This is a genomic window from Kocuria rosea subsp. polaris, assembly GCF_001483755.1.
GTDB classification, from domain to species: domain Bacteria; phylum Actinomycetota; class Actinomycetes; order Actinomycetales; family Micrococcaceae; genus Kocuria; species Kocuria cellulosilytica.
On record NZ_LQBK01000040.1, the window covers coordinates 201,106 to 225,285 of the forward strand.

Sequence of the window (24,180 nt, forward strand, 5' to 3'; positions counted from 1 at the left end):
CGGCGCCGGCCCGCCGTCGTGGCGCCCCGCCCCCGCCGCGTGCGCGCGGGAGGCGGGCCGCCGCGCCGTAGGATGGACCGTCCCCTCCTGAAAGGACCGCCCGTGGCATTCCTGCGCGACTACCGCGCCGCTCGCCGTGACGAGGCCGAGCTCGGGCTGGGCGTGTGGCGCCGCGCCCACGACCGGTTCCGCCGGGGTCTGGACCGCTTCCACCAGATCCTCGAGAGCCTCCCCGACACGTCGCTCGCGCAGTCCGTGGTGCCTACCGCCAACGCGCTCGCCGATCTGCTCCCGGAGGTGCGGGCCGTGTGCGCCGCGGCGCAGCGCACGGCGCCGAGCCGCAGCTACGACATCCCGGCCTCCCCGGGCGGCTACCTCAACGACGTCCACCGTGAGCTCTCCCGGGCCGGCAACGCGATGGCCCAGGCCGCGGAGGCCCTCACCATGGCCCGGTTCATGCGCGCCGACGACGAGAGCGCGGCCCACCGGCTGGACGCGGTCGTCCGCCGGGCCGAGGCGGTGCGGGAGCACGTGGAGCGCGCCGGGGAGCTGCTGCAGCGCGGCTGAGCCCGCCCCCGCCCGCGGCAGGGTGGACCCGACAGCCTGCTGATGGTTTGATGGGCGGCATGAACGCTTCCGGTTTCGACTACCGCGCGGCCGACGACGAGTTCGACGCCCGCTGGTCCCGCTCGCCCCTCGGCCGTCCCGGCCGCGGGGGCCCCGGCCGCTTCGGACCCGGCTACGACCTTCCCGGCCGCCGGGGCGGGACGTCCGGGCACCGCTCCGGCTTCCGGATGCTGCCCTTCCCCGGCTGGTCCACCCGGACCCGCCGGGGCACGAACGTCACGGTGGGCGGGTGCTGCCTGCCGATCCCGATCGGGTGCCTGACCACCACGGTCCTGACGGGCGCGGCGGCCGTGGTCGTGGGCCGCACCGTCCGCGACTGAGCGGCCCGGCGGCTCACGCGGCCGCCGGCTCCGCCCCGACGAGCGCCACCGGCAGGGGAGCGACGCGCTCGGCCGGGGCCGGCACGTCCTCCTCGGCCTCCACGGGCGGGCCGAGGCGCCAGCCGACGGCCTCGAGGTCCAGGGCGAGACGCATCTGGCCGGTCACGGGGCCCTCGTCGCAGTAGCGGCCGAAGGAGCGGTGGACGTCCTCGAGCGCCTGCCGCCGGATCAGGGCGGCGGTGCCGCCGACGGCGGTGGGCCGGGCGGAGACGGCTCCCACGTTGCGGTCCTGGAGGGCCGCCAGGGCGCGGGCCAGGAAGCCCGGTGGCAGCCGGACCCCCGGCTCGAGGACCAGCACCAGGTCGTCCGCGTCCATCCGGACGGTGGCCAGGGCCTGGTTCAGCGCCCCGGCCCGGTGGAGGCGGTTGTCCACGGTGAGCAGGACCTCGGCGCCGGCGTCCAGGGCGACCTCGACGGTGGCGTCGGTGGAGTCGTCCGACATCACGAGGATGCGCTCCGGCGGACGGGTCTGGCGGTGGAGGGAGGTGACCGCGTGCTGGACGCGCGCCGCCTCGTCGTGGGCGGGAATGATCGCGGCGATCATGACGGCTTCTCCCGGTGTGCTCGGGGTGCGGTCCGCCGCCGGCGTCCCCCTGCGACGAGGCGCCGGACCGGTCCCTGAACGAGTGCTTGCGGTGACAACGTGAGCCCCCTGACGTGTTGTCCTGGACCAAAGTCTAGGCACCGGGACCGACAGTTTACATCCGCAAATCAGGGGACGTCCGGCCTGGCGGGACCGCAGATCGGGGGTGCCGCGGGGCGCTACGCCCCGGCCGGGCCGCACTCCCGGCACAGCTTCCAGATGTTCGTGTCCCCGTGCCGCTCGAACACCACGCGGCTGACCAGCGCCTGGATCAGCGCGAGCCCGCGGCCGGACTCGTGGTGCTCGTGCGCCATGGGCCCGGTGAGGTCCACGTGGGCCGGGGCGGCGCCGATCTCGTAGATCCGTGCCTCCAGTCGCTGCGGGTCCGCGGCCAGCTCCACCGCGAGCTCGATCGGCTCCTCCGCAGCGGGCACCGCGTGGACCACCACGTTGCCGGCGGCCTCCACGACCGCGAGGGTGAAGGCCATCCGGTCGGCCTCGGGCACGAATCCGGCCTCGTCCCACAGCGCGTCCAGGTCCTCGTGCAGGGCGTCCACCGTCCCGGCCTCGGCCGGGCCCCGGCGCGAGCGGCGGGAACCGGCCTCAGTCATCGGCGAAGGCCGCGTCGGCGGTGTCGTAGGGGGTCAGGACGCGGTGCATGCTGGTGAGCTCGAGGACCATGCGCACCTGGGGGCGGACGTTGGCGATCCGCAGGTCCCCGCCGGCCTGGCGGGCCAGCTTGAGGCACCCGATGAGCGCGCCCAGGCCGGAGGAGTCCATGAACTCGGTGCCGCCGAGGTCGACCACCACGTGGTTGCTGCCCTCGTCGACGACCTTCGTCACGACCTCCCGGAGCTTGGGCGCTCCCACCATGTTGAGCCGTCCGGTCCCCGTGATGTGGGCGAACCTCGGCTTCTGCTCAACCGTGAACTGCATCGGCACTCCTCTCCTCGGGCTCGAAGCCCGGATATCTCGCGGCGGTGACGAGCACGCTCAGCACCACCAGGTCGAAGGCGACCCAGGCCACGTTGACCAGGGTTCCCACGGGTTCGTTCAGCCCGGTCGCCAGCCGGACGGTGCCCACCACGAGCGCCGCCGCCAGCAGCCCCATCACCACCAGCTGGGGCCGGACCAGGTGCCAGGCGGGACCGGAGTCCTGCCGCACCTTGGGCGTGACCGCGAAGCCGAGGGGCCGGCCGAACCACACGTTGCGCGCGGCCGTGGTGCACGCCCTGATCCAGACGGGGAACAGCGCCAGGCTGTACTGCTGGCCCCGCCACGTGGGGATGCCGCGGCCCACCACCAGGAACAGCAGCTGGTTCACCACCATGAACGGGATGAAGCGGACGAAGAAGTCCCAGCTGAGGCTCGTGACCGGCAGGATGCCCAGCACCAGGTACACGATGGGGGCGGCGAAGTAGACGACGGCCGCGAAACCGCTGAGGTAGCTCCACATCGTGGCGAAGTACATGAGCCGCTGCCCCCAGCCGAGCCGGCGCTGCAGCAGCGGGTTCTCCCGGAGCAGGACCTGCACCGTGCCCTGCGCCCAGCGCAGGCGCTGGGTGAGCATGGTCCCGAGGTCCTCGGGGGCCAGGCCGTGGGCGAGGACCTCGTGGTGGTAGACGCTGCGCCAGCCCAGCCCGTGCAGGCGCATCGCGGTGGCCATGTCCTCGGTGACCGAGATCGTCGCCAGCGGCATCACCGGCTGGGCCTCGCCGGGCCGGTCCACGGAGACCGCCTCGAGCACCTCCCGGACCGGCTCCACGGCGGCCAGCGGGGAGAGGTCGCGGCGGGACATCCGCTCCACGGCGGCGGCGAGCTCGTCCGGCCACACCATGCCGTCCTCCGGGGGCAGCTCCAGAGCGGCGATCGAGGCGAGATCGGCCTCGATCTGGGAGAAGTCCCGGGTGACCGTCCGCCGGGCCGCGGCGTCCACCTCCCGCTGCAGCCGGTAGGTCAGCTCGGTCAGGGGGGCCCCGGCCTTCAGCTCGGCGCGGGCCCGCTCGGTGGCGGCCTCGACGTCGTCGAGCATGCCGGCGACGACGGGGTTCGCGGCCTCCGGGGACCGCCGGGCCCTCCGCAGCGCGGCCCGCGTGCGGGCGAGCGCGTTCCGGACGTCCTGCTCGACCTCGCGGACGTAGCCGGCGAGCCCGAGCTGCATGAGCGCCTCCCGGCGCAGGATCGCGTTGGAGCCGCAGAAGAAGGCGGCGTTCCAGCCGTCCTTGCCCTGCTGGATGGGGCCGTAGAACAGGGGGGCCTGGCTGCCGAGCGGGTCGTGCCGGGGCACGTTGACGAACCACTGCGGCGTCTGCACGAGCGCCACCCTGCGGTCGTTGAACCAGCCCAGGGTGCGGTCCAGGATCTCCGGGTCCGGGACCTGGTCGGCGTCGAGGATCAGGAGGAACTCGCCCTGGGTGGTCATCAGGGCGTTGTTGAGGTTGCCGGCCTTGGCGTGGCGCGGCCGGTCCGCCCAGTCCTCGCTGCGCGTCAGGTAGCCCAGCCCGTGCTCGGCGGCCAGCGCCTCCAGCTCGGGGCGGGAGCCGTCGTCGAGGATCCACGTGCTGTGCGGGTGCCGGACGGCCTGCGCCGCCAGGGCGGTGCCCATCACGAGGTCGAGGGGTTCGTCGTAGGTGGTGATGAAGACGTCGACGGTGGCGCCCGCGGGCGGGGCGCCGGCCTCGCCCCGGCGCCGGAGCCGCCACACGGTGAGCCCGAAGAGCGAGACGTCGATCAGGCTGTACGTCTCGGCGAGCACGAGGGGCACGGCGATCCACCACGCGGCCCAGTTCAGCGACTCGAGCCAGCGCCAGGCGATGTAGTTGACGCCGAGCAGGAGGGTCAGGACGACCAGCAGCCGGACGAGGAAGCGGTTCACGGGGCGGTCCGGCGCCGGACCACCACGGCGGTGACGTCGTCGGAGAGGGACTCCCCGGCGGCCAGGTCGAGGACCGCGGAGCAGACCGCCGGGGCGTCCTCGTGGCGGGCGACCACGTCCGCGACCGCCCGCACGGCGTCGTCGACGTCCTCGTAGGCGTCGAGGAGGCCGTCGCTGACGACGACGAGCGCGTCGCCGGGCGCGAGCACGATCCGCCCGGGCACCCACTGCGTCCCGGGCACGGCCCCCACCGGCGGGCCTCCCGGGCGCAGCCGGTCGATCCCGTCCGCGCGCACGTGCAGCCCCAGCCCGTGGCCCGCGTCGACGTACGCCACGGTCCCGTCGGCCGTGTCCAGGCGGGCGTGGAAGAGCGTGACGAAGGAGTCGGAGTGGGCGAGGTCGTTCTCGAGGTGCCGGCACGTGTCGCGGAAGGCCTGCGCCATGTCCGGCTGCCCGGCCGCGGAGCGCAGCACGGCCCGCACCGTGGCGGCGATGAGCGCGGCGCCCATGCCCTTGCCCATGGCGTCGGCCAGGGAGACCTGCAGCCCGCCCTCGGTCGTGTACCAGTCGAAGAAGTCCCCGCCCACGCTGCGGGAGGGCCGGCACGCGCCGGCCACGTCGTAGCCGGGCACGGACGGCGCGGCGGTGGGCAGCAGGCTGCGCTGGACCTCGGCCGCGCGGCGCAGCTCCTCGGCGTCGGCCTGCTCCGCCCGGGCGCGCGGCCGGCGGAACATCGCCTCGATCCGCGCCTGGAGCTCCCGCGGGCTGAACGGCTTGCTGATGTAGTCGTCCGCCCCGAGCTCGAGGCCCTCCAGCCGGTCGATCTCGCCCGGGCGGGCCGTGACCATGAGCAGGTAGGCGTCGGAGAACTGCCGGACCCGCCGGCAGACCTCCAGCCCGTCGAGGTCCGGGAGGTTGAGGTCCAGGGTGATGAGGTCGGCGCCGTCGCGGCGCACGGCCTCGAGGCCCTCGAGGCCGGTCGCGGCGGTCGTCACGGCGAAGCCGCGCATGCCGATGGTCTGGGCGAGGAGGTGGCGGATGTCGTCGTGGTCTTCGATCACGACGGCACGGCGACCCTGGGGGGAGGGGGTCATGAACTCATTAAGCCGCTATTCTTTGCAATTGTCATCCCGACCCCCCGTGGATGACGCCCCCTGTCGGAAGAGATTCCCCCGTGGACCGTCTGCTCACCGTCCTCTCCCTCGACCGGATCAGCTTCCACGAGCTGTCGATGCGCTCGCGCGTGCTCCTGAGCCAGCTGCCGCTGTTCGTCACGACCGTCGTGCTCGTCGCCGGGATCTGGGTCGTGCACGAGCCGCTCCGGGACGACCTGCGGGTTCAGCTCGCCCTGGCGCTCACGGTCGCGCTGACGGCCCTGTGCGTGCTGGTGCCGTGGGACCGGCTGCCCCACGGGGCGTTCCTGGCGGTGCCGGTCCTGGACTTCGTGCCCATCACGCTGCTGCGGGAGGGCACGCTGAGCACGGTGACCGGGGTGGGCATGATGGCGGCGTTCCCCGTCATCTGGTTCACCGGCTCGGGGCGGCTGCCCCGGGCGGCCGCCCCGCTGGGGTTCCTGCTGACCCTCGCCATGGTGTGGGTCCCCCTCCTGGTCCCGCCCCGGCCGCTGAGCGCGCAGCTGCTGACGGCCCCGCTGCTGATCCCGTTCATGCTGCTGGGCATCGGGCTCACCGTCCAGGTGCTGTCGAACAGCATGGAGCGCCAGAACGCCGAGCTCGAGGCCAAGGACGCCGAGCTGCGCCGGCTGCTGAGCGCGACCGCGCGGCGGGAGCGGCTGCTGAACACCGTCCTGGACACGGTGGACGTGGGCGTGCTGGCGATCGACGAGCACGGCCACGACATCCTCATGAACCGGCGCCAGCACCGGATCCACGAGCTCTCCCTGCCCGAGGGGATGCGGGACGGCGCCGAGGCGGACCTGCGCGTCTACGGGGACGCGGGCGGGACGCCGCTGCCGGCGGAGCGGCGTCCCGCCCGCCGCGCCATCCGCGGCGAGTCCTTCTCCGACGTCCTGATCTGGGCGGGGGAGCCGCCCGTGCAGCGGGTCCTCTCCGTGTCCGCCCGGGTGCTCCGGGACGAGGACGGGAGGACCGAGGGCTCCGTCCTGTCCTTCAACGACGTGACCGAGCTGGTGGCCGCGCTGCAGGCCAAGGACGACTTCCTGGCCGGCGTCTCGCACGAGCTGCGCACCCCCCTGACGTCCATCCGCGGCTACACCGAGCTGCTGGCCATGGACGACCGGCTCCCCGGGCACGTCCGCTCCGGGCTCGAGGTCGTCGAGCGCAACGCGGACCAGCTGCTCGTGCTGGTCGAGGACCTCCTCCGCACGGCCGGCCCCGGTCTGGAGCTGCAGCTGGTGGAGGCCGACCTCGTCGCGGTGGTCCAGCAGTCCGCGGCGGCGGCCGGGCTCCGTGCGGCGGAGGCGGGAGTGGACCTGCGGGTCGACGCCCCGTCCCGCCTGGCCCTGCCGTGCGACCCCGTGCGCCTGGGCCAGGTCCTCGACAACCTGCTCTCGAACGCCATCAAGTACTCCCCGGACGGCGGGCCGGTGACGGTCCGGGTGACCCCCGCCGGGGCCACCGTGCGGGTGGAGGTCGCCGACCGCGGCATGGGCATGCGCCCGGAGGACGCCGAGAACGTCTTCGGCCGGTTCTTCCGCAGCCGCAACGCCCGGATGAGCGCGATCCCGGGGCTGGGCCTGGGCCTGGCGGTGGTGCGCGAGATCGTCCAGCGCCACGGCGGCACCGTCCGGTGCGAGAGTGCGCCGGGGCAGGGGACGGTCTTCACCCTGGACCTGCCCGCGGCCGGACCGGCCGGCGCGGAGGCCGACAGCGCGGAGGACGGCGCCCGGGCGGCGCGGGGCGGCTCAGCGGCTGTACTCGAGCCGGACGGAGCCGTCGTCGGGCAGGACCAGGACCGTGCTGTGCTCGACGGTCCAGCCCTCGGGCAGCAGGAAGTACCGGCCGCCGCGCAGCGTGAGCAGCCGTAGACGGTCGTAGCGGTGGAGCGGGTCGTCCGGCGTGCCCACCTGCTCTGTGCCGACCCCGGGGAGACCCACGTGCAGCGGCTCCTCGCTGTAGACGACCGCTCGTGGCAGATCCTCCCGGTCCCTCTGCAGCGCCTGCGCCATGAGCCGTCCCGTCTCCTCGGCCGCGGCGGTCGTGCCCCAGAACACCAGGAGGCCGACCACCGACACCAGTGCGGCGGCGCCCAGGAGCTGGCCGCGCGGCGCGGTGGGCGGCCGGTCCCTGGCCGTGACGCGCCGCCGGAGCCCGGCGGCCCACGCGGCGCCCAGGACGCACAGCGCCATGGCGAAGGGGAGGATCCAGGCCTCCCTGCTGTCCCGAACGGTGCGCTCCAGGAGCCACCCGGCGACGGCCAGCCCGATGAAGAACCACGTCCCCCGGCGCGCCCACCGCGCCACCTGCGCGCTCCCGGACGCCCGGACGCGCGCGTCGACGCGCTCGCGGACCAGGCGGTCCGCCCACAGCCCGGCGAGGAGGGCCACGGCGATCCAGAAGAGGATGCCGTACAGGGAGCTGATGCTCAGCAGCAGGTAGTCCTGGGTGGTGTAGCCGAAGAGGTGCACGTCCAGGCCCATCGCCCGGGCCTGGGCGCCGGCGCGGACCCAGCCGTAGTAGACGAGCAGGGCCGTGAGCAGGCCGACCGAGACGCCCAGCTCCGAGACCGCCTGGACCAGGCGCGTCCAGAGCGGGGCCGTGGCCGGTCCCTCCGCCGCCACCGGGGCGCCTACGGCGTGGGCGCCGGAGCCGGTGTGCCCGCCGGAGCCGGTGTGCCGGTCGGGCCCTGGCCGGCCGTCGGCGGACCGGGGCAGGCGGTCGCCGGCACCTCGTAGACGAGGTGGGCCAGGCCGCCGACGGGCCAGTCCGCGTCCGTGACGGACACCGGGACGTGGCCGGTCACGTCGGACGGAGGGGCGCGGAAGAACAGGCTCCCGTTGCCCTGCTCCACCGGCACCTCCGTGGCGCCCACCGTCACGGCGCGGATGCCCTCGGGCGGCATCCACTCGAGATTGCCCTGCAGGAAGACCGGGGCGCCACCGCAGGTGGAGACGGGGATCTCGGGGCCCTCGAGCCCGGGGGCCAGGGGGGAGACGAGGCCCTCCAGGACCAGGGGACAGGCCGTGCCCTCGGGCACCCGCAGGTCCGGGACCGCCTCCGGCGCCCTGCGGTGGAACTCGACCAGCCGCTGCAGGCCCGCCACGGTCTCCTCCTCCCAGCAGCTGCCGGGGGCGGGGGCGGCGGCCAGGGCCTCCTCGCCCTGCCGCCACAGCTCGTCGTCGTTGGTCGTGGCGGCCTCGCACAGGAGGGCGCCGGCCCGCGGGATGGGCTGACCCCGGGACGAGAGCAGCTGCTCGTCGCCGCAGTCGCCGTCCTTCAGGGGGTCGTACCACAGCGGGGTGCCCTCCCCATTGGGCCCGATCCGCAGCCAGGTCAGGATGCGCGAGACCGGGGGGTCGCCGGTCTCGCCCGGCGAGGCGACCGCGGACCCGGACGGAGCCGCGGAGCCCGAGGGGTTCGCGGAGCCGGACGGGGCGGGCGTGCTCGGGGACGAGCCGGGGGAGCCGCCGCAGGCCGGCACGGTCAGTGCTGCTCCGGCCAGGACGAGTTCGCAGAGCAGCTGTCGGGAACGGAGTTGCATGGTGCACCGCCAAAGTCGTCCGTGGTGGCCGGTCGCCCGGAACAGCCTCAGCGTACGGCGGGCCCCGTGCGAGAAACAGGGCAGTGACCTGCGGTGACGCGACTGTGACGGCGGTTGCGCACCGTCCGGCGGGGGCGGCCGGGGAAGTGCAGAAGGCTCCGGACCCAGGGGGTCCGGAGCCTTCCGTCCGTCGGAGCCTCCTGTCGGAATCGAACCGACGACCTTTTCATTACGAGTGAAACGCTCTACCGACTGAGCTAAGGAGGCGTGCACGCAGCCGTCCGGGACGGCCTCAGTGCAGGTGAAACTGTAGCAGAGAGCGGCGGGGCGTCCCCAATCGGGGCGGCCCGGCGCCGTGCGGGCGTTCCCCGGGAGTTCACCGGCTCTTCGGCCGGCCCGCCTTACCGGCCCGGGGGAGCGGGGCGCAGCATGGACGGACACGACGACGGGGCGGGCCGCTGCGGTCCGCCCGGAACAGGAGCACCCCCGTGCGCACCCCGGACAGCGGCATCGCGCCGGACCTCGAGCTGGCCTTCCTCGACATGTCCGGGACGGTGTTCCACGACAACGGGATCATGGAGCGGGCCTTCGAGCGCACCGTGACGGGCCTCGGCGTCGACCCCGGCTCCGAGCGGTTCGGGCAGATGCTCCAGCACGTCCGGGGCACGCTGGGCCAGTCGAAGGCCGGGGTGCTCGAGCAGCTGTTCGCCGCCGAGCCCGAGCGCGCCCGGCAGGCGGTCCGGGACTTCGGGCGCCATCTCGACGAGCTGCTGGCCACCGAGGGGGTCGTTCCCGTGGCGGGCGCGGAGGAGGCCGTCACGGCGCTGCGCGAGGCGGGCCTGCGGGTGTGCCTGGCCACCGGCTACGACCGGCACAGCCTCAACACGCTCCTGGAGCAGCTCGGCTGGACCGGTCTCGCCGACCTCAGCCTGTGTCCCTCGGACGCGGGGCGCGGACGGCCCTGGCCGGACATGGTGCTCACCGCGGTGCTGGCGCTGGACCTCGGCGACGTCCGCCGGGTCATGGTCGTGGGGGACACCGCCGCGGACGTGCAGGCCGGGCTGCGGGCCGGGTCCGCCGCGGTGGTCGGCGTCCGCACGGGCGCGCACGACGCCGCGTCCCTGCGCGCGGCCGGGGCCCACGTGGTGGTCGACTCGGTCCGGGACCTGCCCGGTCTCGTCCGGGCGCCGGTGCCCGGACGGCGCTGACGCCCACCGCGCCACGGGGTGACGGCGGGGCACGACGGCGGGGCGGCGGCCCGGACCGTGCGCGAGTGTGACGCGCTCCGTCGGGCGGGGGCGACGACGCCCCTCGGATGTTGGCATGCTGGACGACGGACGACGGACGCCCGGCCGTCCGGACCCGCAGCGAGCACCCCGCAGAGGACGCCATGGAAAGCGCACACCTGTCCCCCCACCGTGTCCGGCACCGGTCGTGGCGGCCCGCCCAGCGGCTCGCGCTCCTGGGCGCGCTGGTCTCCTTCGGGCTGCTCGGGCTGCTCAGCCTGCTGGCCGGCGTCGAGACCGTGGTGCGGGCCGGGCAGGGGTCGGCCGATCTGTGGCTGGAGGCCGCGGCGGTGACCGCGCCCAGCATGGTGGACCTGGGCCCGGGCCTCTCCTCGCAGGGCTACGACCACGTGCACGTGGGCGTGACGGGGGTGAGCCCGTCGAGCATGGTGCCCTACGCGCTGACCCTGGCGCTCGGCTCCACGGTGTTCGCCGGGATCTGCGCCTTCCTGGCGTACCTGTGCGGCCGCATCTACCTCGGCAGGCCGTTCGGGCGGGTCCTGACCGCGGGACTGACGGCCTGCTCGGCGGCGCTCGTGGGACTCGCCCTGCTCGGCCCGCTCCTGTTCGCCACGGCCCAGGCGCGGATCTTCGCCGACCTCGGCGTCGACCTCGGCCGGGCTCCCTTCGTCAACGACTACGCCTTCGGCGACACCGACGCGGTCGTGCTGGTCGCCGGCGTGCTCCTCGGGCTGACGGCGCTGGCCTTCCGCGCGGGCGGAGGGCTCCAGCCGGAGGAGCAGGACCCGGCCTGACGGAGGGGGTCCGGGTCGTCCGGCCTCACGAGCAGGTCGTCCCCGGCTCGGGGAGCTCGCCCTCGAGCAGGTAGGCGTCCACGGCGTCCTGCACGCAGCGGTTGCCGGCCGAGTAGGCGGTGTGGCCGTAGCTGTCGTAGGTCAGCAGCCGGGCGCTGTCGAGCTGCTCCACGAGGGCCTCGGACCAGTGGTAGGGCGTCGCGGGGTCGTGCGTGGTGCCCACCACGAGGACGGGATCAGCGCCCTCGGCGTCGATCGGCTCCTCGAGGCCCGCCGGCTCGGCGGGCCAGCCCTGGCACGCGGCGTCGCCGTAGCCGAGGTACGGGCCGAAGGTCGGCGCGACCTGCTCGAGCTCCTCCTGGTGCCGGGCCATCTGCTCCGCCGTGACCGTCCCCTCGGGCCGGTCGAGGCAGTTGACGGCCGTGAACGCCATCGTGGTGTTGTTCGTGTACCGGCCCTCGGCGTTGCGTCCGTGCGTGGCGTCCGACTGGGCGAGCAGCGCGGAGAAGTCGCCCTCGAAGGCGTCCCCCAGGGACTCGTTGAGCGCCTCGTAGGTGCTGGTCGAGTAGAGCGGGCCCAGGATGCCCTCGACCACGTTGGTGGCGGTGACCCGGCGGCCGTCCGCGGCGGTCACGGTCCCGTCCTCCACGGAGGCGATGAGCTCCTGGACGCGGGTCATCGCCTCGTCCACGGAGACGCCGGCCAGCACGCAGTCCGGGTTCTCGAACTGGCACTGCTGCACCCAGTGGCGCAGGTTCGCCTCGAAGCCCTCGGCCTGGTCCGTGGTGGCCTCCATGTCGCTGAGGGTCGGGTCCACGCCGCCGTCGAGCACGAGCCGGCCGACCCGCTCGGGGAACAGCTCGGCGTACACCGCGCCGAGGTGCGTGCCGTAGGAGAAGCCCAGGTAGGTCATCCGCTCGTCGCCGAGGACGGCCCGGAGCACGTCCATGTCCCGGGCGGCGCTCACGGTGTCCATCTCGGCCACGAGCTCGCCGGAGTCCTGCACGCACGCGGCGCCGAGCTGCTCGTACTCCGCCCGGATCTGCGCGGCCGGCTGCTCCTGCGGGTCGAACATCGGCTCGGCGCGCCACGCGTCCAGCTCCGCGTCGTCGAGGCACTCGATCCCCTCGGAGCGGCTCACCCCGCGCGGGTCGAAGCCCACGACGTCGTAGGCCTCGCGCACGTCGCCGGTGACCGTGTACTGCGCGTAGAGCATCGCGTCCACCCCGGAGGCACCGGGGCCGCCGGGGTTCAGGAGCAGGCTGCCGCGGGCGTCCCCGCGGGCGGGCAGGCGGGACATCACCACGGTGGTCGTCGGCCCGGCCGGGTCGGCGTAGTCGAGGGGCACCTCGACGTCGGCGCACCGGAGGTCGTCCTGCGCGCCGTTCGTCTCCACCTCGAACTCGCAGTCCTCCCAGACGACGGTCTGCGTGTAGAAGCGCTGCAGCTCCTCGGGGCTGCCCTCGACGACGGCGCCGGTGGCGCCCCCCGAGGTCGGCTCGCCCGTGGCGCCGGCGCCGAGGGAGGAGCACCCGCTCAGGAGCAGGCCGGCCGCGCCCAGCACGGCCGTGGCGGGCAGGAGGGCGCGGCGCGAAGGGGCGGCACGGCGGATCATGGGGCTCCTCAGGGGGGTGCGGGAGGGGGGATTTCAGAGCAGGGAGACGGCCATGGCCTCGAAGGCCAGCTGCGCGCTGACGTTGGTGCGGATCCGGTCCCGGGTCCGGCTGATCACGTCGATGCGGTGCAGCGTCCGCTCGGGGGTCGCGTTGGACGCGTGGTCCTGCAGCTGCTGGGCCAGGTGCTCGTTGACCAGGGCGGAGCCCGTGCGCAGCTGGAGGGTCAGGACGTCGCGGTAGAAGGTCGTGAGGTCGATGAGGAAGCGGTCGAGGGTGTCCGTCTGGATCCGCCGGGACCGGCGCTTCTGGTCGGCCTCGAGCCGGTTGAGGGCGCCGCGGATGGCCGGCGGCACCCGTCCGGACTCCGGCGCGCCCAGGGCCACGAGCAGCTGCTTGCGCTCCGCCTCGTTGCGGGACTCGGCGTCCGCCTGGGACTCCTCCACGGCGATCTTGTGCAGCCGGTCCGCGGCCCGCACGGCGTCCGGCACCCCGGAGAGCTTCAGCGGCATGGAGACGACCTCCTGCCGCCGGGTGCGGGCGTCATCGTAGAGGGCGAGCCGCTTGGCGATCCCCACGTGGGACTGGGCGAGCCGGGCGCTCTCCTCCGCGCGCCGGCGCGGCACCCCGTGCCGGCGGATCAGCAGCTCGGCCACGTCCTCCACGGCGGGCACCTTCAGCGTGGCCGGACGGCAGCGCGAGCGGATCGTCACGAGCACGTCCATGGGGCTCGGCGCGCACAGCAGCCAGATGGTGTTCGGCGGGGGCTCCTCGATGGCCTTGAGCATCACGTTGGAGGTGCGCTCCGCCATGCGGTCGGCGTCCTCGACCACCATGACCCGCCAGCGGCCCACCGAGGGCCGGTCCTGGGCGCGGACCACGAGCTCGCGGGCCTCCTCGATGGTGATCTGCGGGTTCTCCGTGACGAAGTGGGTGAGGTCCGCGTGCGAGCTGGCCAGGACGGTGCGGCACGCGTGGCACTGCCCGCACCCGCGCTCGGCGGGGTCCTCCTGCTCGCACAGCAGGGCCGCGGCGAACGCGAGGGCGGCGTTGGAGCGGCCCGAGCCGGGTGGCCCCGTGAACAGCCAGGCGTGGGTGGGCCGGTCCTCCTGCGCGGCGCGCCGCAGCTGCGCCACCACGGCGTCCTGGCCCAGCAGCTGGTCCCACACGCTCACACGCCCACCTCCGCGGTCCGGGCGGAACGGGCGAGCCCGGCCAGGCGGGCGCGCACGGCGGCCGTGATCTCCCCGGCCGGCCGGGTGGCGTCGAGCACCAGGTAGCGCTCCGGCGCCCGTCCGGCGAGCTCGAGGAACGCCTGCCGGTTCGCGTCGTGGAAGACGTCGGGCTCGGTCTCCAGGCGGTCCCCCGGGGCGCCGTCACGGGCCTCCCGGCGGGCGCGCCCGGTCCCGGCCGGGACGTCGAGCAGCACGGTGAGGTCCGGGACGAGCCCTGCGGTGGCCCACGCGTTGAGCTCCGCGACGCGGTCGACCCCGAGGCCGCGGCCGGCGCCCTGGTAGGCGGCGGACGAGTCGGCGAACCGGTCGCAGACCACGGTCCGTCCGGCGGCGAGCGCAGGGCGGATGAGCTGGGCGACGTGGGCGGCGCGGGCCGCGGCGAACAGCAGGGCCTCGGCGCGGGCGTCGACGGGCCCGTGCGCGGGGTCCAGCACGAGCTCGCGCAGCCTCTCGCCCAGCGGGGTGCCCCCGGGCTCCCGGGTGCGCACGATCTCGTGCCCCTCGGCGCGCAGGGCCTCCACGAGCCGGCCGGCCTGGGTGGACTTCCCGGCGCCGTCCCCGCCCTCGAACACGACGAAGAGCCCGCGCCCGGACGGGGCGGGGGAGGATTCCGCGGCGGCGGCGGCGGGCAGCGGGACGGGAGCCGGTCGGGTGGTCACGGTCCCAGCCTATCCACCCGGGAGGACAGCGCCCTCCGGTCCCGTGCGGGCTGGGGGCGCCGCGGGCCGATAGCCTGGGCCCATGACTGCGCGCCCCGAGATCCCGCCCGCCCACGGCCCCGCCGACCTCCGCCCGGACACCGTGCTGGTCGCCGGCGGGCGGCCCGCACCGGAGCACGACGCGCCGGTCGGCCCGTCCATCGTCCTGACCTCCACCTACCGGGGCTCCGGCGAGCTCGACGAGCGGAACCGCACCTACGGGCGCTTCAGCAATCCCACGTGGGAGGACGTCGAGGACGTGCTGGCACGGCTCGAGCAGGCGCAGCTCCCCGGCCTGCTCTACGCCTCGGGCCTGGCCGCCGTCGCGTCGGTGCTCTCGCTCGTCCCGGCGGGCGGGTGCCTGGTGCTGCCCCGGCACAGCTACCAGGGCTCCCTGGCACTGGCCACGGACCTCGAGTCCCGGGGGATGCTCACCGTCCGGACCGTGGACGTCACGGACACCGAGGAGGTCGTGGCCGCCCTGGACGCCGCCGACCTGCTCTGGCTCGAGAGCCCCACCAACCCCATGCTGGAGGTCGCCGACCTCCCCGCGCTCCTCGCGGCGGCCCGCGAGCGCGGGGTGCTCACGTGCGTGGACAACACCTTCGCGACCCCCCTCCTGCAGCGCCCGCTCGAGCACGGCGCCGACGTCGTGGTGCACTCCGTGACCAAGTACCTGGCGGGGCACTCCGACGTCGTCCTGGGGGCGGCCGTCACCTCCGACCCCGCCCTGCGGACCCGGCTGCAGGGGCACCGCTCGCTGCACGGCGCGATCCCGGGCCCGTTCGAGGCCTGGCTGGCGCTGCGGGGGATGCGCACCCTGGCGCTGCGGGTCGAGCGCTCCGCGGCCAGCGCCGCGGAGCTCGCCCGCCGCCTCCAGCGGCACCCGGCGGTGCTCGAGGTCCGCTACCCGGGCCTGCCCGGGGACCCCGGCCACGAGCGCGCCGCCGCGCAGATGGACGGCTTCGGCGCGATCGTGGCGATCGTCCCCGCGGGGGACGTCGCCGCCGTCGAGGCGGCCGTGGACACGCTGCGCGTGTGGACCCCCGCGACGTCGCTCGGCGGGGTGGAGTCGCTGGTCGAGCGGCGGCGCCGGCACCACGAGGAGCCGCACAGCGTCCCGGAGACGCTGCTGCGCCTGTCGGTGGGCATCGAGAACGTCGAGGACCTCTGGGAGGACCTCGACCGCGCCCTGTCCGCGATCGACCGGTAGGCTGGGCGGCGTGGACATTCCCTGGGTCTTCCTACTCGTGCGTCTCATCGACATCTCGCTCGCGCTGGTCGTCGCCGGCCTGGCCGTGTGGGCCTTCGTGGACTGCCTGACCAAGGCACCGGTGCAGTTCCAGCGCGCCTTCAAGCGCACCAAGGGCTTCTGGCTCGCGCTCACGGGGGGCTCGCTGGCGTTCACCGTCTTCACGCTGCTGCTCCTGCGGCCCAGTCTGTTCGTGCTGCTCATCGCGGGCACGGCCGTGGGCGTCTACCTCGCCGACGTCCGCCCCGCCGTGGGCCTGGAGTCCAAGGGCCCCAACAACTGGTGACCGCCCGCCCCCGGGCGCGCGGCTGATCCCCGCGACACGGGGCGCCGGTGACGCCCGCTTGTCCCGCGCCGCCGCGCGGGTGGAAGAATGGCGCCATGGCTACCGAATCAGCACCGCACAAGCTCGTCCTGCTCCGGCACGGACAGTCCGACTGGAACGAGAAGAACCTGTTCACCGGGTGGGTGGACGTGGACCTGACCGAGAAGGGGCGGGAGGAAGCCGTCCGCGGCGGTGAGCTGCTCGTCGAGAAGGGGATCGCCCCGGACGTCCTGCACACCTCGCTGCTGCGCCGGGCGATCACCACCGCCCACCTCGCGCTAGACCGGGCGGACCGGCACTGGATCCCCGTGAAGCGGTCCTGGCGGCTCAACGAGCGCCACTACGGTGCGCTCCAGGGCAAGGACAAGACCCAGGTCCGCGAGGAGTACGGCGACGAGCAGTTCATGACCTGGCGCCGCTCCTTCGACGTCCCGCCGCCCGAGCTCGAGGACTCCGACCGGTACTCCCAGGCCGGCGACCCCCGGTACGCCGACGTCGAGAACGCGCCCCGCACCGAGTGCCTCAAGGACGTCCTCGACCGCTTCATGCCCTACTGGGAGCAGGAGATCGTCCCCGACCTGCGGGTCGGGCACACCGTGATCGTCGCCGCGCACGGCAACTCCCTGCGCGCGCTCGTGAAGCACCTCGACGGCATCTCCGACGACGACATCGCGGCCCTGAACATCCCCACGGGCATCCCGCTCTACTACGAGCTCGACGAGGACCTCCGCCCGCTCGTGGCCGGCGGCGAGTACCTCGACCCCGAGGCCGCCGCGAGTTCCATCCAGGCGGTCGCCAACCAGGGCAAGAAGTAGTCCCGGCCGGCTCCCGCGGCACGAGCAGAGGGGCCGGGCCCGCCGCAACGGCGGGCCCGGCCCCTCTGCTCGTGCCCGGACGCGGCTCAGCGCGCGCCGGGACGGGCGCTCACTCGCCCCCGTCGCGGCCCACGTGGCCGTGGCCGGTCGGGCGGTCGGAGGTCGCCGGCACCCAGTCGCCGGTCACCAGGTAGGAGACCTTGCGGGTCACCGAGACCCCGTGGTCCCCGATGCGCTCGAGGTAGCGGGAGCACAGGGTGACGTCCACGGCGGTGGGCACGGAGCAGTCCCAGCTCGGCGCGGCGAGGGCGTCGAAGACGGACTGGTGCAGCTTGTTGACCTCGCCCTTGAGCGAGAAGATCTCGTCGGCCAGGGAGAGGTCGCGCGTCTGGAGCACCTGGATGACCCGGTCCACGATCTGCAGGTCGAGGTCGAACATCCGGGTGAACGTCTCCACGAGCGGCTCGGGGATGACCGGCTCGGGGTAGCGCAGGCGCACGGCCTGGGCCAGGTGCCGGGCGAGGTCGCCGGCGCGCTCCAGCGAGGCGCTCATCCGCAGCGCGCCCACGATCATCCGCAGGTCCGAGGCGACCGGGCTCTGCAGCGCGAGGATGTCGATCGAGCGCTCGTCGAGGTCGTTCTGCAGGAAGTCGATCCGGGCGTCGTTGGAGATGACCTCCTCGGCGAGCTGGATGTCCGCGTCGAGGAGCGCGTCCTTGGCGCGGGCGAGGGCCTCGCGCACCAGGGTCGCGATCTGGATGAGCTCCTCACCGACCTGGTGGAGTTCTGCCTGGAAAACCTTGCGCACGGATGCGTCCTTTCGAGATGCGGCGGCGTCCCGCGCGGCCACGGCCGGGGTGCGGCGCGGAGCGGGACGGATGACGTGGGGGCCGGGTGCGAGCACACCCGCCGCCACCGTCACAGCCAGGAGTGAACTTTCGCTCATCTTAGGATGAACGTTCGTTGAACCTGTAGCTCGTGACGCCCCGTGCGGGGCCGCCGCGCCCCCGAGTGCCTAAGCTGGATCCGTGAGTCCAACAGCCATCGCCGTCGCCGCGGGTCTGCTCGGCTTCGCCCTCGGGGTGAGCGGTCTGATCGCCCTGCGGGTGAGCGGGCGCGGCCGCCGCGCCCGCGCCGACGTCCAGGAGCCCACGCTGCCCGACGGCACCGCGGACGTGCTCGCGGTGATCGGCCGGGCCTACGTGGTCGTGGACGGGGTCGACGGCGTGGTGCGCGCCTCCCCGGCCGCCTACGCCTTCGGCCTGGTCCGCGGGCACACCGTGGTGCACGAGCAGATGCTCGAGATGATCCGGCGGGCCCGGCGCAGCGGTGTGATCGAGGAGCGGCGGGTCGAGCTGACCCGGGGGCCGTTCCAGACGGGCGCGGCGGTGCTCGACGTCCGCGTGGCCCCCATCGCGGAGGAGTACATCCTGCTGCTCGCCGACGACCAGACGGAGATCGTCCGGGCGCAGTCGATCCGCAACGACTTCGTCGCCAACGTCTCGCACGAGCTGAAGACCCCCGTGGGCGCCATCGGGCTGCTCGCCGAGGCGATCGAGGACGCGGCCGAGGACGAGGAGGCCGTGCGCCGCTTCGCCCAGCGCCTGCACAAGGAGTCCGCCCGCCTGACCGCCCTGGTCCAGGACATCATCGAGCTCTCCCGCCTGCAGGGCGCGGACGTGGTCACCGAGGGCCGGCCCGTGGACCTCAACCAGGTGATCGCCGACGCCGTGGACCGCAACCGGTTCCCGGCCGAGACCAAGGGCATCGAGATCGCGGTGGGCGGGCGCGTCACCCGGCCCGTCTTCGGCGACCCGGACCTGCTCGTCACGGCGCTGCGCAACCTCATCGACAACGCCGTGCACTACTCCCCGGAGGGCACCCGCGTGGGCGTCGGCGTCCGGGAGCGGGACGGGATGGCCCAGATCTCGGTGACCGACCAGGGCCCGGGCATCCCCGAGGACGAGCAGGACCGGATCTTCGAGCGCTTCTACCGGGTGGACGCGGCCCGCTCCCGCCGCACGGGCGGGACCGGGCTGGGCCTGAGCATCGTCAAGCACGTCATGTCGCAGCACGGCGGCGAGGCCACCCTCTGGTCGCAGCCGGGCCGCGGCTCCACGTTCACCCTGAGCATCCCCCAGATCGAGGGCGCCGACGACCCCGGGGAGGCCGCGCAGCCGGCTCCCGGGGCGTCCGCCCGCCCGGTGCCGGAGCCGGCACCACCCCGCCCAGTGGCATCGACCCCACGGCCCGCCGCCCCCGCGGCGCGCGCCGGGAGCACGGAGGACCGACAGTGACCCGCATCCTGATCGTCGAGGACGAGGAGTCCCTCAGCGACCCGCTCTCCTACCTGCTCGGGAAGGAGGGGTTCGAGGTGGAGGTCGTCGACAACGGCGTGGACGCCGTGGCGGAGTTCGACCGGTCCGGGGCCGACCTGATGCTGCTGGACCTCATGCTCCCGGGGCTCTCCGGCACCGAGGTGTGCCGGCAGGTGCGGCAGCGCTCGTCCGTGCCGATCATCATGCTCACGGCCAAGGACGCCGAGATCGACAAGGTGGTGGGGCTCGAGCTCGGGGCCGACGACTACGTCACCAAGCCGTACTCGTCCCGGGAGCTCGTCGCCCGGATCCGTGCGGTGCTGCGCCGGCAGGCGGAGCCCGAGGAGCTGGTCTCGGCGACCGTGCAGGCCGGGCCCGTGCGGATGGACATCGAGCGGCACGTGGTCAGCGTCCACGGCGAGCGGGTGGCCATGCCGCTCAAGGAGTTCGAGCTGCTGGAGATGCTGCTGCGCAACGCCGGGCGGGTGCTGACCCGCGGGCAGCTCATCGACCGGGTCTGGGGCTCGGACTACGTGGGGGACACCAAGACCCTCGACGTCCACGTCAAGCGCCTGCGCGCCAAGATCGAGCCCGACCCCTCCGCCCCGCGGCACATCGTGACGGTGCGGGGACTGGGCTACAAGTTCGAGGGCTGAGGCCGCCCGGCGCCGACGGACAGGGCCCGGAACCCCGCGGGGTTCCGGGCCCTGTCGTCCGAGCGCGCGTGCCGGCAGGAGGCGTCAGTGACCGCTCTCCTGGCCCACCATCTCGTCGACGGGCACGGGCGTGTTGGAGGGGTTGGCCGGGGTGGAGGGGGCGCCGCCGGGGACGAACTCCGCGTAGCGCTCGAAGGTGTGGTCGAGCACCGGGACCTGTTCGGTGAGGGACTCGCCGCCCACGGTGAACTCGGTCTCGACCATGAGCCCCGGTGCGGCACCGGCGCGGTCCACGACCACGGGGTCGGCCTCCTCCAGCGACACGGAGCCGTTGGCCGGGATCTGCACCTCGGCGCTGGCGCCGTCGACGTCCATCGACAGCGTGACCTCCTGGTCGCCGTCGTTGTCCAGGGTCCCCAGCACACGGCCCTCGGCGTCGGCGGCGGTGGCCACGATCAGCACGTTGGTCAGCTTGACCTCGCCCACCCGCTCCACGATGCCGTCCGCGGGGGAGTAGATCATGGTCGTGGCCGGAGGGTTGATGTATGCGCATCCGGCGGTGGACAGCAGGGCGGCCGCGGCGGCGGCACTCAGGCCTGCGCGCTGCAGCAACTTGGGGGCGGCGATCTTCACGGCGCGTACTCCTCGGGAGCTCAGGACGGTGTCCCGCCCAGCCTATCCGTTTGCCGACGGTTCGTCCGCATCGCCGGGCCCGGAGGGCCCCTGCCGGCCCGGATCGGCGAATCCTACACCGTGTTAGAATGGAAGTTCTGAAAGGGGTATTTCCATATGGTTTTTGAGGTTGGCGAGACGGTTGTCTACCCGCACCACGGCGCGGCGACCATCGAGGAGATCAAGACCCGCACCGTCAAGGGCGAAGAGAAGATGTATCTCAAGCTCAAGGTGACCCAGGGGGATCTGGTGATCGAGGTACCCGCGGAGAACGTCGACCTGGTGGGCGTGCGCGACGTCGTCGACGAGGACGGGCTCAAGAAGGTCATCTCGGTCCTGCAGGCGAAAGACACCGAGGAGGCCAGCAACTGGTCCCGGCGCTACAAGGCCAACCTCGAGAAGCTCGCCTCGGGCGACGTGCTCAAGGTCGCGGAGGTCGTGCGCGACCTCTGGCGCCGCGACCGGGACCGCGGGCTCTCGGCGGGGGAGAAGCGGATGCTGACGAAGGCCCGTCAGATCCTCACCTCCGAGCTCGCGCTCGCCAAGAAGATCGACGAGGAAGAGGCCGAGAAGCGCCTCGACGACATCCTGGCGTCCTGACCGGCCCGTGACCGGCGGCGCAGCACGGCCCAGCACGGCGAACCCGCCCTCCCCGGAGGGCGGGTTCGCCGTCGTCGTCGTGGCGGCCGGTTCCGGCACCCGGCTCGGGCACGGCATCCCCAAGGCCCTGGTGGCCCTCGACGGCCGCCCCCTGCTGGAGCACGCGCTGCGGGGCATCCGGGACGCCGGGCCGACCGGACCCGTGCTGGTGACCGTCCCCGCCGGGGACGTCGAGCTCTCCGCGACCGCCCGGGCGCACGGCGCGCGGCCGGTGACCGGTGGCGCGTCCCGCGCGGAGTCCGTGCGGGCCGCACTGGCCGAGCTCGCGCGGATCGAGCCCGCCTGCCCCGCCGTGCTCGTCCACGACGCCGCGCGCTGCCTCACCCCGCCCGAGGTCTTCCGCACCGTGGTGGACCGGCTGCGCGCGGGGGAGCGGGCCGTGGTGCCCGTGCTGCCCGTCGCGGACACGATGCGCCGGGTCGACGACGCAGACCGGTCGCTCGGCACCGTGGACCGCACCGTGCTGCGCGCGGTGCAGACCCCGCAGGGCTTCGACCTCGCCCTGCTCCGGGCGGTGAACCGCGCCGCCGAGGCGGCCGGGACGGACCCCGGGTCCGTCACCGACGACGCCTCCCTGGTGGAGGCCCACGCCCCGGGGACCGCGGTGCTGACGGTGCCCGGGCACGAGCACGCCTTCAAGATCACCCGCCCGCTCGACCTGGTGCTGGCCGAGGCCGTCCTGCGCGGGCGCGCCCCGGGCACGGCCGGAACGGTGCCCGTCACCGCCACGACCTCCCTCCCCGACTCCCCTCCCGATCCCGAGGAGCGCTGAACCCGTGATCCTGCCCCGCACCGGCATCGCCGTGGACGTCCACGCCTTCGGGCCCGAGGGCACCCCGCTGTGGGTCGGCGGCCTCGAGTGGCCGGGGGAGCGCGGTCTCGCCGGGCACTCGGACGGGGACGTCGTGGCCCACGCGGCCGCCGACGCCCTGTTCTCCGCCTCGGGCACCGGTGACCTCGGCGCCAACTTCGGCGTGGACCGCCCGGAGCTCGAGGGCGCGTCCGGGACGCGGATCCTCGCCGAGGCGGCCCGGATCGTCCGGGAGGCCGGCTTCGAGATCGGCAACGTGGCGGTGCAGCTGATCGGGAACCGGCCGCGGTTCGCGCCGCGGCGCGCCGAGGCCGAGGCCGTGCTCACCGCGGCGGCCGGCGCGCCCGTCACGGTCAGCGCCACGACCTCCGACCGGCTCGGGCTCACGGGCCGCGGGGAGGGCCTCGCGGCCGTGGCCACCGCCCTGGTCGTCCCCGCGGGCACGGGCGGGGCCTGACCGGCGCGCCGCGGCCCGCCCTTATGATGGGCCGTGTGACTCTGCGCTTCTACGACACCGCCACCGCGACCGTGCGGGACTTCGAGCCTGCCCACCCCGGCGAGGCCCGTCTGTACTACTGCGGCGCCACCGTCCAGGGAATGCCGCACATCGGCCACGTCCGCTCGGCCCTGGTCTTCGACCAGGTCGCCCGGTGGCTGGCCCACCGCGGCTACCGGGTGACCACCGTGCGCAACGTCACCGACATCGACGACAAGATCCTCGCCAACTCGGCCGCGTCCTTCGCCCCGGACTACGACGGCGAGCACCCGCGGGAGCCGTGGTGGGCGCTCGCCTACCGGTTCGAGCAGGCGTTCAACGCCGCCTACGACGCCATCGGCGTCGGCCGGCCCACGTACGAGCCGCGCGCCACGGGCCACGTGCCGGAGATGCACGCCCTGATCCGGACCCTGGTCGACGCCGGGCACGCCTATCCGGCGCCGGACGGCTCCGGGGACGTCTACTTCGACGTCCGCTCCTGGGAGCGCTACGGCGAGCTCACCCACCAGTCGGTCGAGGACATGCAGGACGCCCCCGACGCCGACCCCCGCGGGAAGCGGGACCCCCGCGACTTCGCCCTGTGGAAGGGGCACAAGCCGGGCGAGCCCGAGACCGCGAGCTGGGACTCGCCCTGGGGCGCCGGCCGTCCCGGCTGGCACCTCGAGTGCTCCGCCATGGCCGCGAAGTACCTCGGCGAGCACTTCGACATCCACGGCGGCGGGCTGGACCTGCGCTTCCCCCACCACGAGAACGAGCTCGCCCAGTCCGCGGCGGCCGGGCAGCGGTTCGCGAGCCTCTGGCTGCACAACGGGCTCGTCACCTACGCGGGCGAGAAGATGTCCAAGTCGATCGGCAACACCGTGTCCCCGGCGGACATGCTCGCCGAGGCCCGGCCGCTGGCCGTGCGCTACTACCTCGGTCAGGCCCACTACCGGTCCGTGCTGGACTACCGGCCCACCTCCCTGGCCGAGGCCACGGCCGCGGTCGAACGGGTGGAGTCCTTCCTGCGCGCGGCCCGGGACGCCGGGGCCGGCCCCGACGGGGCGGCCGGGGACGTGCCGGAGGCCTTCGGCGAGGCCATGGACGACGACCTCAACGTCCCCCAGGCCCTCGCGGTCCTGCACGAGACCGTCCGCGCCGGCAACTCCGCGCTCGCCGACGGCCTCGACGCCGCCGGGCCCGCCCGCGCGGTCCGCGCGATGACCGACGTGCTCGGGCTGACCGGGCTCATGGACCTCGGCGTCGCCGCGGGCAACGCGGCCGAGCACACGGCCCTCGACACCCTCGTGCGCTCGCTGCTCGCCCAGCGGGACCGGGCCCGCGCCGCCAAGGACTGGGCCCGGGCCGACGCGATCCGGGACGAGCTCGCCGCGGCCGGCGTCGCGGTGCGCGACGCCCCCGGCGGATCCACCTGGTCCGTGGCCTGACCGGCCCGCCCCCACC

The 24,180-nt window shown here is 74.4% G+C and carries 25 protein-coding genes and 1 tRNA gene; 14 read left to right on the top strand and 12 right to left on the bottom strand.

The features are described 5' to 3' along the window. Positions 1–102 precede the first annotated feature (102 nt). Together AVL61_RS16110 and AVL61_RS16115 are read left to right on the top strand one after the other, a co-directional pair. Entirely contained in the window at positions 103–567 is a 465-nt protein-coding gene (locus AVL61_RS16110; protein WP_058875322.1) for a hypothetical protein, read from the top strand. 59 nt (positions 568–626) lie between these two features. After that, positions 627–947: a hypothetical protein gene (locus tag AVL61_RS16115; protein WP_157571470.1), complete on the top strand. Its 321-nt coding sequence runs from the start codon at positions 627–629 to the stop codon at positions 945–947. A 13-nt stretch (positions 948–960) separates the two neighbouring features. On the opposite strand, the gene AVL61_RS16120 is transcribed toward AVL61_RS16115, so the two are convergent. From AVL61_RS16120 to AVL61_RS16140, 5 genes are all read right to left on the bottom strand, one after another. After that, positions 961–1,551 (bottom strand): glycosyltransferase family 2 protein, encoded by a 591-nt coding sequence (locus tag AVL61_RS16120; protein ID WP_058875324.1) that lies wholly within the window; start codon positions 1,549–1,551, stop codon positions 961–963. Positions 1,552–1,769: 218 nt separating this feature from the next. Next, positions 1,770–2,201 (bottom strand): ATP-binding protein, encoded by a 432-nt coding sequence (locus AVL61_RS16125; RefSeq protein ID WP_058875325.1) that lies wholly within the window; start codon positions 2,199–2,201, stop codon positions 1,770–1,772. Continuing rightward, on the bottom strand, positions 2,194–2,526 hold the full coding sequence (locus AVL61_RS16130) for an STAS domain-containing protein (protein ID WP_058875326.1): 333 nt from the start codon (positions 2,524–2,526) through the stop codon (positions 2,194–2,196). The genes AVL61_RS16125 and AVL61_RS16130 overlap by 8 nt, the downstream gene beginning before the upstream one ends. Continuing rightward, entirely contained in the window at positions 2,510–4,465 is a 1,956-nt protein-coding gene (locus tag AVL61_RS16135) for a glycosyltransferase family 2 protein (RefSeq protein ID WP_058875327.1), read from the bottom strand. Before AVL61_RS16135 ends, AVL61_RS16130 begins: the two co-directional genes overlap by 17 nt. Continuing rightward, complete coding sequence (locus AVL61_RS16140) at positions 4,462–5,559, bottom strand: PP2C family protein-serine/threonine phosphatase (protein ID WP_058875328.1); 1,098 nt, start codon at positions 5,557–5,559, stop codon at positions 4,462–4,464. The genes AVL61_RS16135 and AVL61_RS16140 overlap by 4 nt, the downstream gene beginning before the upstream one ends. Positions 5,560–5,639: 80 nt before the next feature. On the opposite strand from AVL61_RS16140, the gene AVL61_RS17655 reads away from it, so the two are divergent. Then, positions 5,640–7,472, top strand: a complete 1,833-nt coding sequence (locus tag AVL61_RS17655; RefSeq protein ID WP_082697239.1) for a sensor histidine kinase — start codon at positions 5,640–5,642, stop codon at positions 7,470–7,472. A 761-nt stretch (positions 7,473–8,233) separates the two neighbouring features. On the opposite strand, the gene AVL61_RS16150 is transcribed toward AVL61_RS17655, so the two are convergent. Beyond that, positions 8,234–9,145: a hypothetical protein gene (locus AVL61_RS16150; RefSeq protein ID WP_157571472.1), complete on the bottom strand. Its 912-nt coding sequence runs from the start codon at positions 9,143–9,145 to the stop codon at positions 8,234–8,236. A gap of 194 nt (positions 9,146–9,339) precedes the next feature. Beyond that, positions 9,340–9,412, bottom strand: a tRNA-Thr gene (locus AVL61_RS16155). A 221-nt stretch (positions 9,413–9,633) separates the two neighbouring features. Between AVL61_RS16155 and AVL61_RS16160 the strand changes: the two genes are divergently transcribed. Both AVL61_RS16160 and AVL61_RS16165 read left to right on the top strand, forming a co-directional pair. Next, positions 9,634–10,353 (top strand): HAD-IA family hydrolase, encoded by a 720-nt coding sequence (locus tag AVL61_RS16160; protein ID WP_058875330.1) that lies wholly within the window; start codon positions 9,634–9,636, stop codon positions 10,351–10,353. A gap of 182 nt (positions 10,354–10,535) precedes the next feature. Further along, the gene (locus AVL61_RS16165; RefSeq protein WP_058875331.1) at positions 10,536–11,186 is read left to right on the top strand and encodes a hypothetical protein; all 651 of its coding nucleotides are present in this window, start codon (positions 10,536–10,538) and stop codon (positions 11,184–11,186) included. A gap of 25 nt (positions 11,187–11,211) precedes the next feature. On the opposite strand, the gene AVL61_RS16170 is transcribed toward AVL61_RS16165, so the two are convergent. The 3 genes from AVL61_RS16170 to tmk are packed head-to-tail and all read right to left on the bottom strand — an operon-like array spanning position 11,212 to position 14,693. After that, positions 11,212–12,801 carry an alpha/beta hydrolase gene (locus AVL61_RS16170; protein WP_058875332.1) on the bottom strand — a complete coding sequence of 530 codons (1,590 nt, stop codon included), beginning with the start codon at positions 12,799–12,801 and terminating at the stop codon, positions 11,212–11,214. Positions 12,802–12,834: 33 nt separating this feature from the next. Beyond that, positions 12,835–13,974 carry a DNA polymerase III subunit delta' gene (locus tag AVL61_RS16175; RefSeq protein WP_058875333.1) on the bottom strand — a complete coding sequence of 380 codons (1,140 nt, stop codon included), beginning with the start codon at positions 13,972–13,974 and terminating at the stop codon, positions 12,835–12,837. Next, positions 13,971–14,693: a dTMP kinase gene (gene tmk / locus AVL61_RS16180; protein WP_082697240.1), complete on the bottom strand. Its 723-nt coding sequence runs from the start codon at positions 14,691–14,693 to the stop codon at positions 13,971–13,973. The genes AVL61_RS16175 and tmk overlap by 4 nt, the downstream gene beginning before the upstream one ends. Before the next feature lie 82 nt (positions 14,694–14,775). Here tmk and AVL61_RS16185 point away from each other — a divergent pair, with 82 nt between their 5' ends. From AVL61_RS16185 to AVL61_RS16195, 3 genes are all read left to right on the top strand, one after another. Next, complete coding sequence (locus AVL61_RS16185) at positions 14,776–15,945, top strand: trans-sulfuration enzyme family protein (protein WP_058875334.1); 1,170 nt, start codon at positions 14,776–14,778, stop codon at positions 15,943–15,945. 10 nt (positions 15,946–15,955) lie between these two features. After that, positions 15,956–16,270 (top strand): DUF2516 family protein, encoded by a 315-nt coding sequence (locus tag AVL61_RS16190; RefSeq protein WP_058875335.1) that lies wholly within the window; start codon positions 15,956–15,958, stop codon positions 16,268–16,270. 95 nt (positions 16,271–16,365) lie between these two features. Next, entirely contained in the window at positions 16,366–17,124 is a 759-nt protein-coding gene (locus AVL61_RS16195; RefSeq protein ID WP_058875336.1) for a phosphoglyceromutase, read from the top strand. 109 nt (positions 17,125–17,233) lie between these two features. On the opposite strand, the gene phoU is transcribed toward AVL61_RS16195, so the two are convergent. Further along, the gene (gene phoU / locus AVL61_RS16200) at positions 17,234–17,932 is read right to left on the bottom strand and encodes a phosphate signaling complex protein PhoU (protein WP_058875337.1); all 699 of its coding nucleotides are present in this window, start codon (positions 17,930–17,932) and stop codon (positions 17,234–17,236) included. Between the two features lie 220 nt (positions 17,933–18,152). Between phoU and AVL61_RS16205 the strand changes: the two genes are divergently transcribed. Together AVL61_RS16205 and AVL61_RS16210 are read left to right on the top strand one after the other, a co-directional pair. Then, entirely contained in the window at positions 18,153–19,421 is a 1,269-nt protein-coding gene (locus tag AVL61_RS16205) for a sensor histidine kinase (RefSeq protein ID WP_058875338.1), read from the top strand. After that, a complete protein-coding gene (locus AVL61_RS16210) occupies positions 19,418–20,098 on the top strand; it encodes a response regulator transcription factor (protein ID WP_058875339.1) in 681 nt (226 codons plus the stop codon). Before AVL61_RS16205 ends, AVL61_RS16210 begins: the two co-directional genes overlap by 4 nt. Before the next feature lie 84 nt (positions 20,099–20,182). Here the strand turns inward: AVL61_RS16210 and AVL61_RS16215 are convergent, their stop codons facing one another. Then, the gene (locus AVL61_RS16215; protein WP_058875340.1) at positions 20,183–20,731 is read right to left on the bottom strand and encodes a hypothetical protein; all 549 of its coding nucleotides are present in this window, start codon (positions 20,729–20,731) and stop codon (positions 20,183–20,185) included. A 156-nt stretch (positions 20,732–20,887) separates the two neighbouring features. Here AVL61_RS16215 and AVL61_RS16220 point away from each other — a divergent pair, with 156 nt between their 5' ends. The 4 genes from AVL61_RS16220 to cysS are packed head-to-tail and all read left to right on the top strand — an operon-like array spanning position 20,888 to position 24,164. Beyond that, positions 20,888–21,370 carry a CarD family transcriptional regulator gene (locus tag AVL61_RS16220; RefSeq protein ID WP_017831963.1) on the top strand — a complete coding sequence of 161 codons (483 nt, stop codon included), beginning with the start codon at positions 20,888–20,890 and terminating at the stop codon, positions 21,368–21,370. A gap of 7 nt (positions 21,371–21,377) precedes the next feature. Continuing rightward, positions 21,378–22,202 (top strand): 2-C-methyl-D-erythritol 4-phosphate cytidylyltransferase, encoded by an 825-nt coding sequence (gene ispD, locus AVL61_RS16225; RefSeq protein WP_058875341.1) that lies wholly within the window; start codon positions 21,378–21,380, stop codon positions 22,200–22,202. A 4-nt stretch (positions 22,203–22,206) separates the two neighbouring features. Beyond that, positions 22,207–22,698, top strand: a complete 492-nt coding sequence (gene ispF, locus AVL61_RS16230) for a 2-C-methyl-D-erythritol 2,4-cyclodiphosphate synthase (protein ID WP_197412741.1) — start codon at positions 22,207–22,209, stop codon at positions 22,696–22,698. 35 nt (positions 22,699–22,733) lie between these two features. After that, positions 22,734–24,164 carry a cysteine--tRNA ligase gene (gene cysS / locus AVL61_RS16235; RefSeq protein ID WP_058875343.1) on the top strand — a complete coding sequence of 477 codons (1,431 nt, stop codon included), beginning with the start codon at positions 22,734–22,736 and terminating at the stop codon, positions 24,162–24,164. Positions 24,165–24,180: the final 16 nt, after the last annotated feature.

Excerpts from the sequence above, each read along its gene's own strand:
- AVL61_RS16125 (WP_058875325.1), bottom strand. The coding sequence starts at position 2,201 with ATGACTGAGGCCGGTTCCCGCCGCTCGCGCCGGGGCCCGGCCGAGGCC.
- AVL61_RS16140 (WP_058875328.1), bottom strand. The coding sequence starts at position 5,559 with ATGACCCCCTCCCCCCAGGGTCGCCGTGCCGTCGTGATCGAAGACCAC.
- AVL61_RS16165 (WP_058875331.1), top strand. The coding sequence starts at position 10,536 with ATGGAAAGCGCACACCTGTCCCCCCACCGTGTCCGGCACCGGTCGTGG.
- AVL61_RS16170 (WP_058875332.1), bottom strand. The coding sequence starts at position 12,801 with ATGATCCGCCGTGCCGCCCCTTCGCGCCGCGCCCTCCTGCCCGCCACG.
- AVL61_RS16195 (WP_058875336.1), top strand. The coding sequence starts at position 16,366 with ATGGCTACCGAATCAGCACCGCACAAGCTCGTCCTGCTCCGGCACGGA.
- AVL61_RS16130 (WP_058875326.1), bottom strand. The coding sequence starts at position 2,526 with ATGCAGTTCACGGTTGAGCAGAAGCCGAGGTTCGCCCACATCACGGGG.
- AVL61_RS16220 (WP_017831963.1), top strand. The coding sequence starts at position 20,888 with ATGGTTTTTGAGGTTGGCGAGACGGTTGTCTACCCGCACCACGGCGCG.
- AVL61_RS16115 (WP_157571470.1), top strand. The coding sequence starts at position 627 with ATGAACGCTTCCGGTTTCGACTACCGCGCGGCCGACGACGAGTTCGAC.
- AVL61_RS16150 (WP_157571472.1), bottom strand. The coding sequence starts at position 9,145 with ATGCAACTCCGTTCCCGACAGCTGCTCTGCGAACTCGTCCTGGCCGGA.
- AVL61_RS16120 (WP_058875324.1), bottom strand. The coding sequence starts at position 1,551 with ATGATCGCCGCGATCATTCCCGCCCACGACGAGGCGGCGCGCGTCCAG.
- AVL61_RS16185 (WP_058875334.1), top strand. The coding sequence starts at position 14,776 with ATGACTGCGCGCCCCGAGATCCCGCCCGCCCACGGCCCCGCCGACCTC.